At 58.5% G+C, this 14,278-nt stretch carries 17 protein-coding genes; 5 read left to right on the top strand and 12 right to left on the bottom strand.

Annotation, left to right across the window (positions count from 1 at the left end; all coding sequences use genetic code 11):
- Window positions 1–23 precede the first annotated feature (23 nt).
- Window positions 24–884, bottom strand: coding sequence for a PHP domain-containing protein (locus GM415_RS06785; RefSeq protein WP_158947064.1), 861 nt, complete (start codon window positions 882–884; stop codon window positions 24–26).
- Window positions 885–940: 56 nt separating this feature from the next.
- Between GM415_RS06785 and GM415_RS06780 the strand changes: the two genes are divergently transcribed.
- The 4 genes from GM415_RS06780 to GM415_RS06765 all read left to right on the top strand — a co-directional run bounded on the left by GM415_RS06780 (window position 941) and on the right by GM415_RS06765 (window position 2,551).
- Window positions 941–1,369: a response regulator gene (locus GM415_RS06780; protein ID WP_158947063.1), complete on the top strand. Its 429-nt coding sequence runs from the start codon at window positions 941–943 to the stop codon at window positions 1,367–1,369.
- Window positions 1,370–1,435: 66 nt separating this feature from the next.
- Window positions 1,436–1,624: a Trm112 family protein gene (locus tag GM415_RS06775; RefSeq protein WP_158947062.1), complete on the top strand. Its 189-nt coding sequence runs from the start codon at window positions 1,436–1,438 to the stop codon at window positions 1,622–1,624.
- 135 nt (window positions 1,625–1,759) lie between these two features.
- Window positions 1,760–2,173, top strand: a complete 414-nt coding sequence (locus GM415_RS06770) for an Hsp20/alpha crystallin family protein (protein WP_158947061.1) — start codon at window positions 1,760–1,762, stop codon at window positions 2,171–2,173.
- 12 nt (window positions 2,174–2,185) lie between these two features.
- Window positions 2,186–2,551, top strand: a complete 366-nt coding sequence (locus GM415_RS06765) for an Hsp20/alpha crystallin family protein (RefSeq protein WP_158947060.1) — start codon at window positions 2,186–2,188, stop codon at window positions 2,549–2,551.
- Between the two features lie 81 nt (window positions 2,552–2,632).
- Here GM415_RS06765 and GM415_RS06760 read toward each other — a convergent pair whose 3' ends face one another.
- From GM415_RS06760 to GM415_RS06750, 3 genes are all read right to left on the bottom strand, one after another.
- Window positions 2,633–4,879: a vitamin B12-dependent ribonucleotide reductase gene (locus GM415_RS06760; protein WP_158947059.1), complete on the bottom strand. Its 2,247-nt coding sequence runs from the start codon at window positions 4,877–4,879 to the stop codon at window positions 2,633–2,635.
- Between the two features lie 277 nt (window positions 4,880–5,156).
- Window positions 5,157–5,687 (bottom strand): MerR family transcriptional regulator, encoded by a 531-nt coding sequence (locus tag GM415_RS06755; protein WP_158947058.1) that lies wholly within the window; start codon window positions 5,685–5,687, stop codon window positions 5,157–5,159.
- Entirely contained in the window at window positions 5,662–6,186 is a 525-nt protein-coding gene (locus tag GM415_RS06750) for a hypothetical protein (RefSeq protein WP_158947057.1), read from the bottom strand. The genes GM415_RS06755 and GM415_RS06750 overlap by 26 nt, the downstream gene beginning before the upstream one ends.
- Before the next feature lie 195 nt (window positions 6,187–6,381).
- On the opposite strand from GM415_RS06750, the gene GM415_RS06745 reads away from it, so the two are divergent.
- On the top strand, window positions 6,382–7,554 hold the full coding sequence (locus tag GM415_RS06745; protein ID WP_158947056.1) for a pyridoxal phosphate-dependent aminotransferase: 1,173 nt from the start codon (window positions 6,382–6,384) through the stop codon (window positions 7,552–7,554).
- A 360-nt stretch (window positions 7,555–7,914) separates the two neighbouring features.
- Here the strand turns inward: GM415_RS06745 and GM415_RS06740 are convergent, their stop codons facing one another.
- The 8 genes from GM415_RS06740 to GM415_RS06705 form a co-directional block, all read right to left on the bottom strand.
- The gene (locus tag GM415_RS06740) at window positions 7,915–8,337 is read right to left on the bottom strand and encodes a F0F1 ATP synthase subunit epsilon (protein ID WP_158947055.1); all 423 of its coding nucleotides are present in this window, start codon (window positions 8,335–8,337) and stop codon (window positions 7,915–7,917) included.
- 12 nt (window positions 8,338–8,349) lie between these two features.
- On the bottom strand, window positions 8,350–9,747 hold the full coding sequence (gene atpD / locus GM415_RS06735; protein WP_158947054.1) for a F0F1 ATP synthase subunit beta: 1,398 nt from the start codon (window positions 9,745–9,747) through the stop codon (window positions 8,350–8,352).
- A 16-nt stretch (window positions 9,748–9,763) separates the two neighbouring features.
- Window positions 9,764–10,639 carry a F0F1 ATP synthase subunit gamma gene (locus GM415_RS06730; protein WP_158947053.1) on the bottom strand — a complete coding sequence of 292 codons (876 nt, stop codon included), beginning with the start codon at window positions 10,637–10,639 and terminating at the stop codon, window positions 9,764–9,766.
- A 15-nt stretch (window positions 10,640–10,654) separates the two neighbouring features.
- The gene (gene atpA, locus GM415_RS06725; protein WP_158947052.1) at window positions 10,655–12,163 is read right to left on the bottom strand and encodes a F0F1 ATP synthase subunit alpha; all 1,509 of its coding nucleotides are present in this window, start codon (window positions 12,161–12,163) and stop codon (window positions 10,655–10,657) included.
- A 4-nt stretch (window positions 12,164–12,167) separates the two neighbouring features.
- A complete protein-coding gene (gene atpH, locus GM415_RS06720) occupies window positions 12,168–12,719 on the bottom strand; it encodes an ATP synthase F1 subunit delta (RefSeq protein ID WP_158947051.1) in 552 nt (183 codons plus the stop codon).
- On the bottom strand, window positions 12,716–13,306 hold the full coding sequence (gene atpF, locus GM415_RS06715; RefSeq protein ID WP_158947050.1) for a F0F1 ATP synthase subunit B: 591 nt from the start codon (window positions 13,304–13,306) through the stop codon (window positions 12,716–12,718). Before atpF ends, atpH begins: the two co-directional genes overlap by 4 nt.
- Window positions 13,307–13,329: 23 nt before the next feature.
- Window positions 13,330–13,752: an ATP synthase F0 subunit B gene (locus GM415_RS06710; protein ID WP_158947049.1), complete on the bottom strand. Its 423-nt coding sequence runs from the start codon at window positions 13,750–13,752 to the stop codon at window positions 13,330–13,332.
- Window positions 13,753–13,881: 129 nt separating this feature from the next.
- Window positions 13,882–14,250, bottom strand: a complete 369-nt coding sequence (locus GM415_RS06705; RefSeq protein WP_158947048.1) for a bactofilin family protein — start codon at window positions 14,248–14,250, stop codon at window positions 13,882–13,884.
- Window positions 14,251–14,278: the final 28 nt, after the last annotated feature.

Below are 14,278 nucleotides of genomic sequence, written 5' to 3'. Positions count from 1 at the left end.
CCTGAAGTGACGGTGAAAGTCCTTTAAACCGGCAGCCCGCGATCCTTGCGGCGCTCCTTCATGGCCATGAGCAGCTCGTCGGGGACGTGCAGCCCGCCCTTGCCCGTGCCGAGCTCGATGTGCGGCTTGACCTCGCCGTGGAAGTCGGACCCGCCGCTGATGAGCAGGTTGTGGCGCACGGCCATGTCCCAATAGCCCTTGGTCTGCTCCTCGGAGTGCTCGGAGTAGATGACCTCAAGGCCGTCCAGCCCCATCTCCTTGAACTCCGCCACCAGCTTCTCGGTCTGCTTCATGTTCAGGCCCAGGGCGAAGGGGTGGGCGAGGATGGAGGTGGCACCGATGTTATTCAGGATGTCCAGGGCCTGCTTGGGCTTGAGCTTGCGCTTGGGCACATAGGCCCTGCCATTGTCGCCTATCCAGACCTGGAAGGCCTCGTTGATGGAGGAGACCACGCCGAGATGGACCAGCTCCTGGGCGAAATGGGGCCGACCGATGGTGCCGTCGGCCCGGGCCGCCACAGCCTCGTAGGTGATGTTGACGCCCTGGGCACGCAGCTTCTCCACGATCTCGTGGTTGCGGGTCAATCGTCCCTCGATGACCCAATCGATGGCCTCCTGGAGTTCCGTGGGATTCTCGGGGACCCAGAGAGCCACCATGTGCAGCCAGCCCGCGCCCGCGGGCGATTCCAGGCTGAGTTCACACCCTCGAATGACCTCCACGCCATAGTACTCGCCCGCCTCCCGGGCCTCATCCAGGCCGGAAAAGGTGTCGTGGTCGGTCAGTGCGATGGCGGACAGGCCGAGCTCCTTGGCGTGCCGCACCAGTTGGGTGGGGGTGAAGGTGCCGTCCGAGGCGGTGGAATGGGTATGCAGATCTATGCTCATGGGTATTCCTGTGGGTCTTTGAAATTGCGCCCGGTGTGGGCTATAGAGACAAGCAGATGTGTACCAGCAGCCCGGAGGAAGGTAAAGCAAGCATGGCCCCCATCCCGCATTCCGTACTCGTGGTCGACGACGACGAGAGCTTCAGAAGGCTCCTCTGCCGCTGCGCCGAGGGCCTGGGCTGCCGCCTGACCTATGCCTGCGACGGCGAAGACGCCGTGGACCTGTTTGAGAGCGGACGGTTTGACCTGATCGTCATGGATATCATCATGCCGCTCATGGACGGGGTGGACGCCATCCGGGCCATTCGCAAGCTGGAGGCGAAGTCAGGACGGGGGGCGACGCCCATCCTCGCCCTTTCCGCAGAAAGCGACGTGGAGACCGGGGTGAACGCCATGGACGCCGGGGCCACGCGCATGCTGCCCAAGTCCGTGGGCTTTTCGGGACTGACCGAGGCCATGCGCGACATGCTTTCGGGCGTTCCCTGAGTCTCGAACCGGTTGCCAGCGCTCCCCGGGAAGTGTAGTTTGGCATCCGCGAACAAGGAGAACGCCATGCCCCTGAAAAAAGATCTGCTCGATATCCTCGCCTGCCCGGCCTGCAAGGGCAAAGTCACCCTCAAGCCCGCCGGGGACGGCCTGGAATGCCCCAAGTGCAAAGTGGTCTATCCGGTCAAGGACGACATCCCCATCATGCTGGTGGATCAGGCCGTCAAGACCTCGGAGTGGACCGGTTCCAAATAAGTATTTTCTATCTCGGTCATTTTCTTCGCGCCGCGCCGGATTTCCGGGGCGGCGTAATTTTTTTCCACAACCGGTCTTGACGGACGAAAAAGTGTGCCTACCTTTTTTCCACCACACGAAAAGGAGGTTGGATTCATGGTTATCGATTTCAATACGCTCTACAATTTTCCGTCCCGGTTCGACCGGGTATTCGAGGATTTCTTCAAAGCGCCCATGGGCAACGACCGCCGCCTGGCCTACCCTCCGCTCAATCTGAGCAATGACGATGAAGCCATCTACGTTCGCGCGGAAGTGCCCGGAGTCAAGCTGGAAGACGTGGAACTCACCCTCACGGACAAGACGCTGGTGCTCAAGGGCGAACGCTCCGCTCCAGAAGGCAAATTCTACCGACAGGAGCGCCCGAGCGGCGTTTTCCACAGGGTGATCAACATCGGCGTGCCGGTTGACCGCGACAAGGTCACCGCCACCATGGCCGACGGCATCCTGACCGTAACCCTGCCCAAGGCTGCGGAAGTCAAGCCGCGAAACATCAGCATCGAAGTCGCGTAAAGGGGGTACGACATGAGCGAGATCGTGAAAAAGCAAGAGACCGAGGTGACCCGCTACCGTCCCGCCACCGACATCCTGGAGCGGGAGGACGGCTTTCATATCTACATCGACCTGCCAGGGGTCAAACGGGAGAACATGGTCATCGACCTGCAGGACGATGAACTGACTGTCTCCGGCAAGACCTCTCTGGCCCAGGGAGAAAAGGAACACTTCGTGGAGGCCCAGTTCGGGGATTGCGAGTACCTGCGTTCCATCGCCATCAGCGACATCATCGACCGCGAGCGAATCAAGGCCAACCTGGACGGTGGAGTCCTGGAGCTCTTCCTGCCCAAGGTGGAAAAGATCAAGCCCAAGCGAATCGAAATCACCTCGGCGTAATCGCGCCGTAGGATTGATAAAAAGAAAGAAGGGCCGCCCCAACATGGAGCGGCCCTTTTGTTTTCCTTTGTTGTCCTGGCGCTAGCCACACTTGGTGAACGCGCAGGACTTGCAGATGTGGCAACCTTCCTCGAAAACCAGGGGCTCGCCGCACTCGGGGCAGAGCTCCTTGTTCAGGGAAGCGACATCCACGTCCACGTGGTCGCCCTGAAGATAACGGGACTCGAAGACGAAGGCGATGGCGTCCGGGATGGACTTGACCAGCTTCTTCTTCATGAACTTGGGATTCTCGCCACCGATGCCCTTGAGCTGTTTGACGATCTCACGAACTTCCACTCCGGAGCGCAGCGCCAGGGAGACCAGCCGACCGATGGCCTCGGCCTTGGCCGTGATGGAGCCGCCGGACTTGCCGATGGTGGCGAAGACCTCAAAGGGCTTGCCGTTCATCTCGTTGACCGTGAGGAACAGCACGCCAAGGCCGGTGTCGATCTTCTGGGTGAAGCCGTAAATAACGTCCGGACGGTCCTTGACCACCGAAGCGCCCTCCTTGGCCTCCTCCTTCTTTTTCTTGTCGTCGCCCGTGCACAGCACCTGGGAGATCTTGGAGCCGTCGCGGTAGACCGTGACGCCCTTGCAGCCGAATTCATAGGCCTTCCAGTAGATGTCCCAGATCTCTTCCTTGGTGGCCGAATTGGGCAGATTGACGGTCTTGGACACCGCGTTGTCAGTGAACTTCTGGAAGGCGGCCTGCATCTTCAGGTGCCAGATGGGCTCGATGTCCATGGCGGTCACGAAGACCCGGCGCAGCTCCTCGGGCAGGTGATCCATCTTCTTGATGGTGCCGACCTTGGCGATCTCCTCCATGAGCTTGGCGGAATAGGCGTCGGCGTCCTTGACGGCGGCCTCGAAGAACGGGTTGGTCTCCACCAGCTTGTCATTGTCCATGACGTTGCGCACGAAGCTCAGGGCGAAGAGCGGCTCCACGCCAGAGGAGCAGCCCGCGATGATGGACAGGGTTCCGGTGGGCGCGATGGTCGTGGTGGTGGCGTTGCGGTAGGGGCCGAGGTTGGCCTCGCCGAACACGGACTCCGGATAGGCGGGGAACTCGCCCCGCTCCTTGGCCAGCAGCTTGGATGCGGACCGCGACTCGTCGCGCACGAACTTCATGACCCGCTCGGCCAGGTCCACTGCGGTCTGGGAGTTGTAGGAAATCTTGAGCTGGTACAGAAGGTCGGCCCAGCCCATGACGCCCAGGCCGATCTTGCGGTTTTTGCCGACCATCTCGGTGATCTGGTCCAACGGATAGACGGAGGCGTCGATGACGTTGTCCAGGAAACGGACGGAAAGATGGACGATGCGCTTCAATTCCTCCCAGTCGATTTCGGAGTCGTGGCCGTTCTTGCCCTTGAGGTAGCACTTGCCGAGGTTGATGGAGCCGAGGTTGCAGGCCTCGTAGGGCAGCAGGGGCTGCTCGCCGCAGGGGTTGGTGGACTCGATCTCGCCGAGCTTGGGCGTGGGGTTGTCGCGGTTGATGCGGTCCAGGAAGACGATGCCGGGATCGCCGGACTCCCACGCCTTGTTGACCAGAATGTTGAAGACCTCGCGGGCATTGAGCTGCCCGACCACCTCGCCGGAATTCGGGGCCACCAGGTCGTAGTCCTCCTTCTTTTCCACGGCGCGCATGAACTGCTCGGTCAGGCCGATGGACAGGTTGAAGTTGTTCAACTCGCCGTCGCGCTCCTTGGCCTTGATGAAGTCCATGACATCGGGGTGATCCACGCGCAGGATGCCCATGTTGGCCCCGCGCCGGGTGCCGCCCTGCTTGATCTGCTCGGTGGCGCAATTGAAAATCTTGAGGAAGGAGAGGGGACCGGAGGCCACGCCGCCGGTGGAGCCGACCACGGAGTCCTTGGCGCGCAGGCGGGAGAAGGAGAAGCCGGTGCCGCCGCCGGACTTGTGGATCATGGCAGCGTGCTTGACCGCGTCGAAGATGCCTTCGATGTCGTCGGCAACGGGAAGGACGAAGCAGGCTGCCAGCTGGCCGATGTCCGTTCCCGCGTTCATCAGCGTCGGGGAGTTGGGGAGGAAGCGGTACGTCGTCATCAGGTCATAGAACTCGCGCGCCAGCTTGGCGGGCTTGTAGGAGGACCCGTCGTACTTGGCCTCCTCCTCGGCAATGGCCGAAGCCACGCGCCAGAACAGCTCCTTCACCGACTCGTAGACGATCCCGTCGGCATCCTTGCGCTGATACCGTCTCTTCAGGACAATTTTGGCGTTTTCGTTGATGATCGGATCAGGCAAACTGGCTGGCATCTTGAGCGTGGACATAAAAGACAAACTCTCCTAACAGGCTATAATACTTGACTATTTTTATTTTGGATTCTCTAATCGCAAGAGCTGCGTTAGAGTTTGTCTAGACTACAGAAAGAGCTTTGGAATTGCCAGTCCAAATTGCCTTCAATTGCACCAAATCCTCCTTTCAACTGCTACAATCTAAGAATTGTTACTCTTTTTTTTCATACTCCATAAAGCATCTCTTCTCACGCCGAAACAGGCTGACACACGTACCGGAAAAGGTGTTCCCGGGAGGTTTCAGCAGACACCCTTATCCTGCCTTGGCCGACGCAGCCCTTATAGCGAAGATCTCCTCTTCCGGAATGGCCAGACGGCGAAGAAAAGCCTCATGTCGCTCAGGGTCGCCTCGCTCGAAACGAACGTGCCACTGCTGCATGTCCTCTTCGCTGAAACCAGCGGCTTCCAGCAACGCAACCCAGGCCTCCTTGTCCAGACCCGCACACGCGCCGACCAGATCGCGCCTCCCGAGCAGACGAGTCACGACCCGCTGCTGTTCACGCAAGTCTGCCATCTCCTCGTTCAGCTCGATAAGGCGTCGTTCCAGCGCCTCAGCCACAACGGTTTCAGCATCGCCGTCCAGCATGGAAGCAATCGTCTTGAGCGGAATCCCGGCTCGCCGGTATTCACAAATTTTCCCAAGACGCGCCGAGTCCGCATCGGAATAAGAGCGATACTCGCCCTTGGAGTGTCCTGAGGGCGAGAGCACCCCGAGGCGGTGATAATAGAGCAATGTTGAACGTGACAGCCCGTGCTTCCTAGCCAGCCTTCCCACTGTGTACATGGTCTTTGTTCTCCGTGACGAGGCCGGCCTCCTCGCCTTTGAGCTTTTTTCCGGTTCTCAGGTAATGGCCGAGCATCTTTTCGACCGCACTCATTTGCCTTGCAAACGCCTGCGGCTTTTGGGCTATGTATTCATCCCCGACCGCATTCAGGGATGTGACGTGTTGAACCCAGGTCAACCTGGTTCCGTTTTCCTCTCGAAATAGCGCAATTTCCAGTCGAATGATGCGCGCCGAATTGGTACGGACAAATTCCAGCCGCGAATACGGTTCATACCGTGTGGTAATCCATACCTCAGCCCCGCATTCGGTGGGGAAATCGGTTACAAACACACAACCGAGTTCGTTTACACCGGAACGACTCTGTATCAGCCGACAATCCCACGTTTCAATCCAGTCGTATTCACGGACAGGGCACAGCAACGGCCAAATATCAACCTCATATCCAGGTATGTGCATATCCATGGAGACGGCAATCGTTTTTCCCAATGATTCAGACATGTTCAACTCCTTATAGTTGATTGGCATTCCTCTTTGTCACGCCATGTCTGACCCATGAAGCCGTAGTCAGGTCAACATTATGTAAAAAATTTTTCCCCATAGGGGCAAAAGCCGATTTACCTCGGAAATAAATTCGTCTATTGGCCTTTGAAAGCGGTCCTTATCCATAACAAATACTCAGCAAGAGAGCATCCTATGCGAATTTCCGAACGACTGGCGCGCATCAAGCCGTCAGCCACCCTCGCAGTCAACGCCAAGGCACAGGAACTGCGAGCTCAGGGAAGGGAGATCATTTCACTTGCCGTCGGCCAGCCCGACTTCGGCACCCCGAAACATGTTTGCGACGCGGCCAAAGCAGCCCTGGACGAAGGGTTCACTCGCTACACGCCGGTTCCGGGTATCCCCGAACTTCGCGACGCAGTCGCTCACTACTACAAGCAATTTTACAGCGCTGATGCCATAGGAAACAACACGATCATCTGTAATGGCGGCAAACAGGTGCTCTACAACCTGCTCATGGCCCTGGTGAACCCCGGTGACGAAGTGCTCATCCCCGCCCCTTACTGGGTTTCCTACCCGGCCATGGTCCAATTGGCGGACGGCGTCTCGGTCTTTGTTCCAAGCACGGCAGAACAGGATTATCTGGTCACAATCGATGCCCTCGATGCTGCGCGCACCGATAAAACCCGCGTGCTGATCCTCAACTCGCCGTCTAATCCTACCGGCTGTTGCTATACTCAGGCCCAGCTGGAAGAGATCGCGGCCTGGGCTCGGAAACACGGTATTTTCATCATCTCCGACGAGGTCTACGACCGGCTGGTCTACCCTCCCGCTACGCCGGTTTCCCTGTCCAAGACCTGGGAAGCCTACCCTGAGACCATCGCCATCGTCGGTGCCCTCTCCAAGTCATTCTGCATGACGGGCTGGCGCGTGGGTTATGCCCTGGCCCACGAGGACCTCATCAAGGCCATGTCCAAGATCCAGGGCCAGTCCACATCGAACATTAACTCCATCACCCAGAAAGCAGCTTTGATAGGGCTGACCGGCTCCTGGCATATCGTCGACGAAATGAAGGTCTCTTTTCAACGCCGCCGCGACATCGCCTACGAGATCATCTCCGGCTGGGGCGCGCCCTGTCCGCTGCCCGGCGGGGCCTTCTATCTCTTCCCGGTGCTGAACCAATTCTACACCGACGACGCCCCGGATTCGGCGACCATGTGCACCAAGATTCTCGAAGAGGTCGGCGTGGCCCTGGTCCCAGGCTCCGCCTTCGGCGACGACAAGTGTATCCGCTTCTCCTACGCGGTGGACGATGACACCCTGGTGAAGGCGCTGACCAAAGTCGGCAAGGTCCTCACCGGCAAGTAATCCCATTACAGAATTCGCTTTTGCAAAGACCCGTCGCACCCTGCGGCGGGTCTTTTCTTACTATCCCGAAACACGCACCATACGTGGTTGTGATGTGATTTGGAGAATGATCTCTTTCTTTGGTCACAGAGTCCGGTCAGAGCCAAAGAACTGATACATCCGTCCTGTTTCCTTACAATAGTGTATTCTAAAAAAAGTGTGGGCGCTGAATTCTACCTCAAAAGAGTTGTAACTGTGGCTCGTTAGGGTAAATCGCGTTTGTCTTGAGGCGTTGCCTAGCCTGATAAGGCTAGTCCATATTCGCGCATAAAAAAGGGCTGCTCCTGACGGAGCAGCCCTTGTATCGTTATGGGGGGCGGATTAGCAGGTGCCGGCGTTTTTGCCGCAGGACTTGGCGCTGATGCGCGTTATAGCGCGCTTCAGTGCAGCCTGATTGCGGGCGGCATCCATCTTTTCCTTGGCCTTGGCGGAACGCTCTTCAGCGCGAGCCTTGGCTTTCTGGGCGCGTTCGACGTCGATCTCGGTGGCCTTTTCAGCAACCTCGGCCAGAATGGTGACCTGGTTGTGGCTTACTTCGGCGAATCCACCGGCGACGAAGACATAGTACGCCTTGCCGTCTTGTTTGTAATGGAGATTGCCGATTCCCAAGGCGGACAGGAAGGGAACGTGGTTCGGCAGGACACCGAATTCACCCATGATGCCGGGTGCTCCCACGTACTCCACCTCTTCCGACAAAACCTTGCGGTCGGGAGTGACGATCTCAAGTTTCAACGTATTGGCCATTGGTTACCTCGCTTACTGCTTGGCTTTTTCGATGGCTTCCTCGATGGGTCCGCACATGTAGAAGGCCTGCTCGGGCAGGTCGTCGTACTTGCCGTCCAGGATGTCACGGAAGGCCTTAACCGTGTCTTCGGTCTTGACGTACACGCCGGCAACACCGGTGAAGACCTCAGCGACGTGGAACGGCTGAGACAGGAAGCGCTGGACGCGGCGAGCGCGGGCAACGGTCAGTTTGTCATCGTCGGACAGTTCGTCCATACCGAGAATGGCGATGATATCCTGCAGATCCTTGTACTTCTGGAGCACGGACTGAACTTCACGGGCAGTGGCGTAGTGCTCTTCACCGAGAACGTCGGGGGAGAGAATACGGGAGGTGGAGTCCAGCGGGTCAACCGCAGGGTAGATGCCAAGCTCAGCGATCTGACGGGACAGAACGAGCGTACCGTCGAGGTGAGCAAAGGTGGTGGCCGGTGCGGGGTCGGTCAAGTCATCAGCAGGGACGTAAACGGCCTGAACCGAGGTGATCGAACCCTTGTTGGTGGAGGTGATGCGCTCCTGCAGGCCACCAAGGTCGGTGCCCAGAGTCGGCTGGTAACCAACCGCGGAAGGCATGCGGCCGAGAAGTGCGGAGACCTCGGCGCCGGCCTGGGTGAAGCGGAAGATGTTGTCAACGAAGAGCAACACATCCTGGCCTTCTTCGTCACGGAAGTACTCTGCGCAGGTCAGGGCGGTCAGAGCAACACGAGCGCGGGCTCCCGGAGGCTCGTTCATCTGGCCGTAAACCAACGCGGCTTTCTCCAGAACGCCGGCGTCCTTCATTTCGTGATAGAGGTCGTTGCCCTCACGGGTACGCTCACCAACACCGGCGAACACGGAGATACCACCGTGCTGCTTGGCGATGTTGTTGATCATTTCCATGAGAATAACGGTCTTGCCGACACCGGCGCCGCCGAAGAGGCCCATCTTGCCGCCCTTGGGGAACGGGATGAGCAGGTCAACGACCTTGATGCCGGTTTCGAGCAGTTCCACCTTGGTGGAAAGGTCGGTGAAGTCGGGGGCTTCACGGTGAATGGGGAGACGCTTTTCGCAGGGAACCGGGCCCATTTCATCAGCGGGCTCGCCGACGACGTTCATGATGCGGCCCAGCGAACCGGAACCGACGGGAACGGTAATGGGAGACTCGGTGTCCGACGCTTCCATGCCGCGAACGAGACCTTCGGTGGCGTCCATGGCGATGGTGCGGACAACGTTGTTGCCCAGGTGCTGCGCGACTTCGCAGACGAGCAGCGGAGCGTCAGTGTTGTTGGGGTTTTTAATCTCCAACGCAGACAGAATGTTGGGAAGATTCCCTTCGGCAAATTCGACGTCGACAACGGCGCCGATTACCTGAACGATTTTACCAGTATTAGCCATTTTTCATAGCCCCCTTTTATCCTTTCAGCGCTTCAACGCCGCCGACAATGTCCATAAGATCGCCAGTAATGGCGGCCTGCCTCGTCTTGTTGTAGAGCAAGGTAAGCGTATCCGTCAGTTCGTCGCACGCCTTGGTGGCGTTATCCATGGCAGCCATACGGGCCGCATGCTCGGAGCAGGCGGTGTCCAGCAGACCGCGATAAACCTGAACCTTGATGAACCGAGGCAGCAGCTCGGCCAGCAGGCCCTCGACGGACGGTTCGTACAAGTAGTCGCCAGCCCCGCCTTCTTCGGCTTCGCCTTCCTCCTGTTGCGCCATGGGCAGAACAGTGAGGTCGACGGGAGGCTGTTTGGCCATGCTCTGGAACTCGCCGAACACGACGTGTACTTCATCCAGTTCGCCCGCGACATAACCGGCGATGAGCTCGTTGCCCACGCTGGCAGCCAGGGAGAAGTCGAACTTGCTCATGGCGTCGCCTTCGGCGCGTACCATTTCGAAGTCCATCTTCTTGAAGGCGTCGCGTGCCTTCTTGCCAATGCAGTACAGCTTGACGGCCTTGCCTTCGGCTGCCTTGGCCTCGGCCAGTCTCTTGGCCGTATTGATGATATTTACATTGAATGCGCCACAGAGGCCGCGATCGGAAGTGGTAACCATGATGCCCACGGTTTTCACTTCGTCCCGGACTTCCAGCAGCGGATGTACCGATTCGTCAGCGCCGGCTGCCAAGTCCCCAAGCATCTCGTAAAACTTGTCCGCATACGGACGGAAGCGTTCAATACGCTCCTGTGCGTTGCGCAGTTTTGCCGAGGCCACCATGTTCATGGCCTTGGTGATCTGCTTGGTTTTCTTGACGCCAACAATCTGATTTTGGACGTCTCTTAACGAAGCCATTCAGTTTCCCCTTGGTTAGGCGCTGAAGCCTTTCTTGAACTCTTCGATGGCGGCCTTCAGGTCAGCTTCCACAGCGTCGTCGATCTTCTGCTTCTCGGCGATGGAATCGAGGACGGCGGACTTGGCGTTGTTCATGAACTCCAGGAACTCGGCCTCGAACTTGATGACGGCCTCAACAGCGATGTCATCGAGGAAGCCGCGGGTACCGGCGTACAGCACGGCAACCTGCTCCTGAACGGTCAGCGGCCGGTACTGGGGCTGCTTGAGCAGTTCGACCATACGGGCGCCTCGGTTCAGCTTGGCCTGGGTGGCCTTGTCGAGGTCGGAACCGAAGGAAGCGAACGCGGCGAGCTCGCGGTACTGGGCGAGGTCGAGACGGAGGGTACCGGCGACCTGCTTCATGGCCTTGATCTGGGCGGAACCACCGACTCGGGAGACGGAGAGACCGACGTTAATGGCCGGACGGACACCGGAGAGGAACAGGTTGGGCTCCAGGTAGATCTGACCATCGGTAATGGAGATAACGTTGGTCGGAATGAACGCGGAGACGTCACCAGCCTGGGTTTCAATGACCGGCAGGGCGGTCAGGGAACCGGCGCCCAGGGAGTCGTTGACCTTGCAGGAACGCTCGAGGAGCCTGGAGTGCAGGTAGAAGACGTCACCGGGGAATGCTTCACGTCCCGGGGGGCGGCGAAGCAGGAGGGACATTTCGCGGTAGGCAGTAGCCTGCTTGGAAAGGTCATCGTAGCAGATCAGGGCGTGCTTGCCGTTGTCGCGGTAGAACTCGGCCATGGTCGCGCCGGTGTAGGCGGCGATGAACTGCAGCGGAGCGGGCTCGGAAGCGGTCGCGGAGACGATGGTGGTGTATTCCATGGCGCCGTGCTGGCGGAGCACGTCGGCGACCAGGGCGACGGAAGCCTTCTTCTGGCCAATGGCCACGTAGAAGCAGTGCACGTCGGTGGTCTTCTGGGCGAGGATGGCGTCAACACAGACAGCGGTCTTACCGGTCTGGCGGTCACCAATGACCAGTTCGCGCTGACCGCGGCCAACCGGGGTCATGGCGTCAACGGCCTTGAGGCCGGTGTAGCAGGGCTCGTGAACGGACTTACGAGCGATGATGCCGGGGGCCTTCAGCTCAACCGGGCGGACCTCGGAAGCTTCGATCGGTCCCAGACCATCCAGGGGCTCGCCCAGGGGGTTGACCACGCGGCCCATGACGGCGTCGCCGACGGGCACGGAGTAAATCTGGCCGGTACGCTTGACCGGGTCGCCTTCCTTAACACCGGTGTCCGAACCCAGGAGGGCGACACCGACGTTGTCTTCTTCCAGGTTGAGCACCATGCCCTTGACGCCGCCGGGGAACTCGAGAAGCTCCATGGCCATGACGTTTTCGACACCGTGCACGCGAGCAATACCGTCACCAACGTAGAGGACGGTACCGGTCTCGCTCATTTCAACACGAGACTCATAATTCTGAATCTGGTCCTGAATGATTTTGCTGATTTCTTCTGCTTTGATCTGCATTGCCCTACTCACCCCTTTTAATATTTTCTTTCAAAATCTGCAGCTGAGCCTTGAGGCTGGCATCCATAACCTTGTCACCGATCTTGAGAACGATACCACCGAGGATATCCTTGTCGGTGGCGAAGGACAGCTCCAGCTTTTTGCCGGCCTGCTTCTCAAGGTTCGACTGGATTGCAGATTTTCTTTCCTCGTTGAGTTCGCTCACCGTAATGAGTTCACCGGAGATGACGCCGGACACGACGTCAAGCATTGCCTTATAGTCAGAAGCGACGGCGGGAACCATCTCGACGCGGCCCTTGTCGGCCAGCAGTTCGCAGAAGTTCTTGACCATCGGGTCTACCGAAATCTTATCGACGAGCTGAATAAGCACGGCTTTCTTCTCCTCGGCGGAGAACGAGGGGTTCCGGAAGAAACCCATCGCCTCTGGGGACGCCGTCATGGAGTCGCTCAGCGCAATCAGCTGCTCACCGTACGTTTTCTGGTCTGCCTCACCCTTGGCGGCACCAATGGCGAACAGGGCCTTAGCGTAACGGCGGGAAACTACGTTACCGGTCAATTGAGCACCACCTTGGTTAAATAGTCATCCACGAGCTTGTCGTGATCTTCTGCGCTCAGCTTCTCGGCAACGATCTTCTCGGCGGCGGCAACGACCATATCGGCCATTTCGGCGCGAATGGTATTGATGGCGGCCTGAGCCTCGTTGGAGGCCGTGCGCTTGGCCTGATCCTTCATAGCCTCGGCGTCCTTGTGAGCCTTGGCGATGATGGCGTCCTTGATGGCCTCGCCCTGCGCCTTGGCCTGAGCGAGGATCTCCTGCTTCTCCTGGGCCATATTGGCGATGCCGGACTCAACTTCCTTGAGCTTCTTCTCGGCATCGGCCTGACGGGCCTGCAGATCATCGAGCTCCTGCTTGATGCCGTCACGGCGACCAACGAAGAACTCCTTGATCTTGGCGCCGCCCAGCTTGTACAGCAGGGCCGCAAAAAGGATGAAGTTGACGATGCGCAGGCCATAGTTCTTCACGTTCTCGGCCGTGAAGAGCGCATGGGTGGCATGGCCCCCTTCGGCGGCGGCGTTGGCGTAAGCTACAGCCGAAATCGCCAGGGCGGTCAGCAGGACCGCAAAAAACACTGTCCGTTTCAAAACGAAACCCTCCTTACCCTCGTCTAAGCCTGGCCCAGGATCTTGCCCGTGGCGGCTTCGGCGAATTTGTCGATATCCTTGGTCAACTGACCCATGGCTGCCTGGACCTCTTTTTCGATCTCGGCGCGAGCGGCCTGGATGGTACCGGAAGCTTCCTTGCCGGCTTCAGCCATCAGCTTCTGCTCTTCGGCAGTCGCTTCTTCCTTGGCGGAGGAACGGACCTCGTTGGCCTCGGCACGAGCGCTGGCGAGTTGGGCCTCATAGTCGGCCATTTTCTCGGTAGCGTTCTTGTTGAAGCCTTCGATCTTTTCCATCTGATCAGCCATCAAACCCTTGCGTTTCTTGATGATCTCGCGGATGGGCTTGATCAGCAGCACGTTCAGCACGAACACCGTGACGATGAAGTTCGCTGCTTGAATAAAAATTGTTTTGTCAGGTATTACCATACCGTGTGCCCCCAGATAGGTTGTGAATTTTGGCGCAAAGTCACTGCCGATTACGCAATTTCGAGGGTTCTGTCAAAGGCTTTTTAGATTTGACCCGATCGAAAAACAGTGCCTTTTCCCTGTCCGATATCAGTTGGAATCCGTCTCCGAAGCCCCGTTGAGCGGCGTGTCCAAACTGCCCATGGTCAGCTGCCCTTCAAGCACCGCGCCCTCTTCAACCACCAGGACGGGCGTCCTGATGTTGCCCTGAAGATTGGCGGTCTTGTGCAGTACGACCTTGCTCTTGGCGTCCACCTCTCCCTTGATCTTGCCGGAAAGGACGAGCTGGCCGACGACCACCTGACCTTCGACCACGGCTTCCTGACCAACCACGAGTGTGCCGTCTGAGGCAACCTCGCCCTGGAAGTTGCCGTCAATCCGAACAGCTCCCTGAAAGTGCAGTTTTCCCTGATAGTTGGTCCCGGCACCCAAAAAGGCGTTGATTTCGTCTCTGGCCATGCGATGCGCTCCTGAAATCCGTTAGCTG

Origin of the sequence: Pseudodesulfovibrio cashew (assembly GCF_009762795.1) — a bacterium.
In the GTDB taxonomy this organism is placed as follows: domain Bacteria; phylum Desulfobacterota; class Desulfovibrionia; order Desulfovibrionales; family Desulfovibrionaceae; genus Pseudodesulfovibrio; species Pseudodesulfovibrio cashew.
This window is presented reverse-complemented; position numbering and strand designations above follow the sequence as displayed.

What these genes read in the sequence shown, in the direction of transcription:
- GM415_RS06785 (WP_158947064.1), bottom strand. Translation starts at nt 884, where the DNA reads ATGAGCATAGATCTGCATACCCATTCCACCGCCTCGGACGGCACCTTC.
- GM415_RS06755 (WP_158947058.1), bottom strand. Translation starts at nt 5,687, where the DNA reads ATGTACACAGTGGGAAGGCTGGCTAGGAAGCACGGGCTGTCACGTTCA.
- GM415_RS06775 (WP_158947062.1), top strand. Translation starts at nt 1,436, where the DNA reads ATGCCCCTGAAAAAAGATCTGCTCGATATCCTCGCCTGCCCGGCCTGC.
- GM415_RS06770 (WP_158947061.1), top strand. Translation starts at nt 1,760, where the DNA reads ATGGTTATCGATTTCAATACGCTCTACAATTTTCCGTCCCGGTTCGAC.
- GM415_RS06705 (WP_158947048.1), bottom strand. Translation starts at nt 14,250, where the DNA reads ATGGCCAGAGACGAAATCAACGCCTTTTTGGGTGCCGGGACCAACTAT.
- GM415_RS06710 (WP_158947049.1), bottom strand. Translation starts at nt 13,752, where the DNA reads ATGGTAATACCTGACAAAACAATTTTTATTCAAGCAGCGAACTTCATC.
- GM415_RS06760 (WP_158947059.1), bottom strand. Translation starts at nt 4,879, where the DNA reads ATGTCCACGCTCAAGATGCCAGCCAGTTTGCCTGATCCGATCATCAAC.
- GM415_RS06750 (WP_158947057.1), bottom strand. Translation starts at nt 6,186, where the DNA reads ATGTCTGAATCATTGGGAAAAACGATTGCCGTCTCCATGGATATGCAC.
- GM415_RS06780 (WP_158947063.1), top strand. Translation starts at nt 941, where the DNA reads ATGTGTACCAGCAGCCCGGAGGAAGGTAAAGCAAGCATGGCCCCCATC.
- GM415_RS06765 (WP_158947060.1), top strand. Translation starts at nt 2,186, where the DNA reads ATGAGCGAGATCGTGAAAAAGCAAGAGACCGAGGTGACCCGCTACCGT.
- atpD (WP_158947054.1), bottom strand. Translation starts at nt 9,747, where the DNA reads ATGGCTAATACTGGTAAAATCGTTCAGGTAATCGGCGCCGTTGTCGAC.
- GM415_RS06730 (WP_158947053.1), bottom strand. Translation starts at nt 10,639, where the DNA reads ATGGCTTCGTTAAGAGACGTCCAAAATCAGATTGTTGGCGTCAAGAAA.
- GM415_RS06745 (WP_158947056.1), top strand. Translation starts at nt 6,382, where the DNA reads ATGCGAATTTCCGAACGACTGGCGCGCATCAAGCCGTCAGCCACCCTC.
- atpA (WP_158947052.1), bottom strand. Translation starts at nt 12,163, where the DNA reads ATGCAGATCAAAGCAGAAGAAATCAGCAAAATCATTCAGGACCAGATT.
- GM415_RS06740 (WP_158947055.1), bottom strand. Translation starts at nt 8,337, where the DNA reads ATGGCCAATACGTTGAAACTTGAGATCGTCACTCCCGACCGCAAGGTT.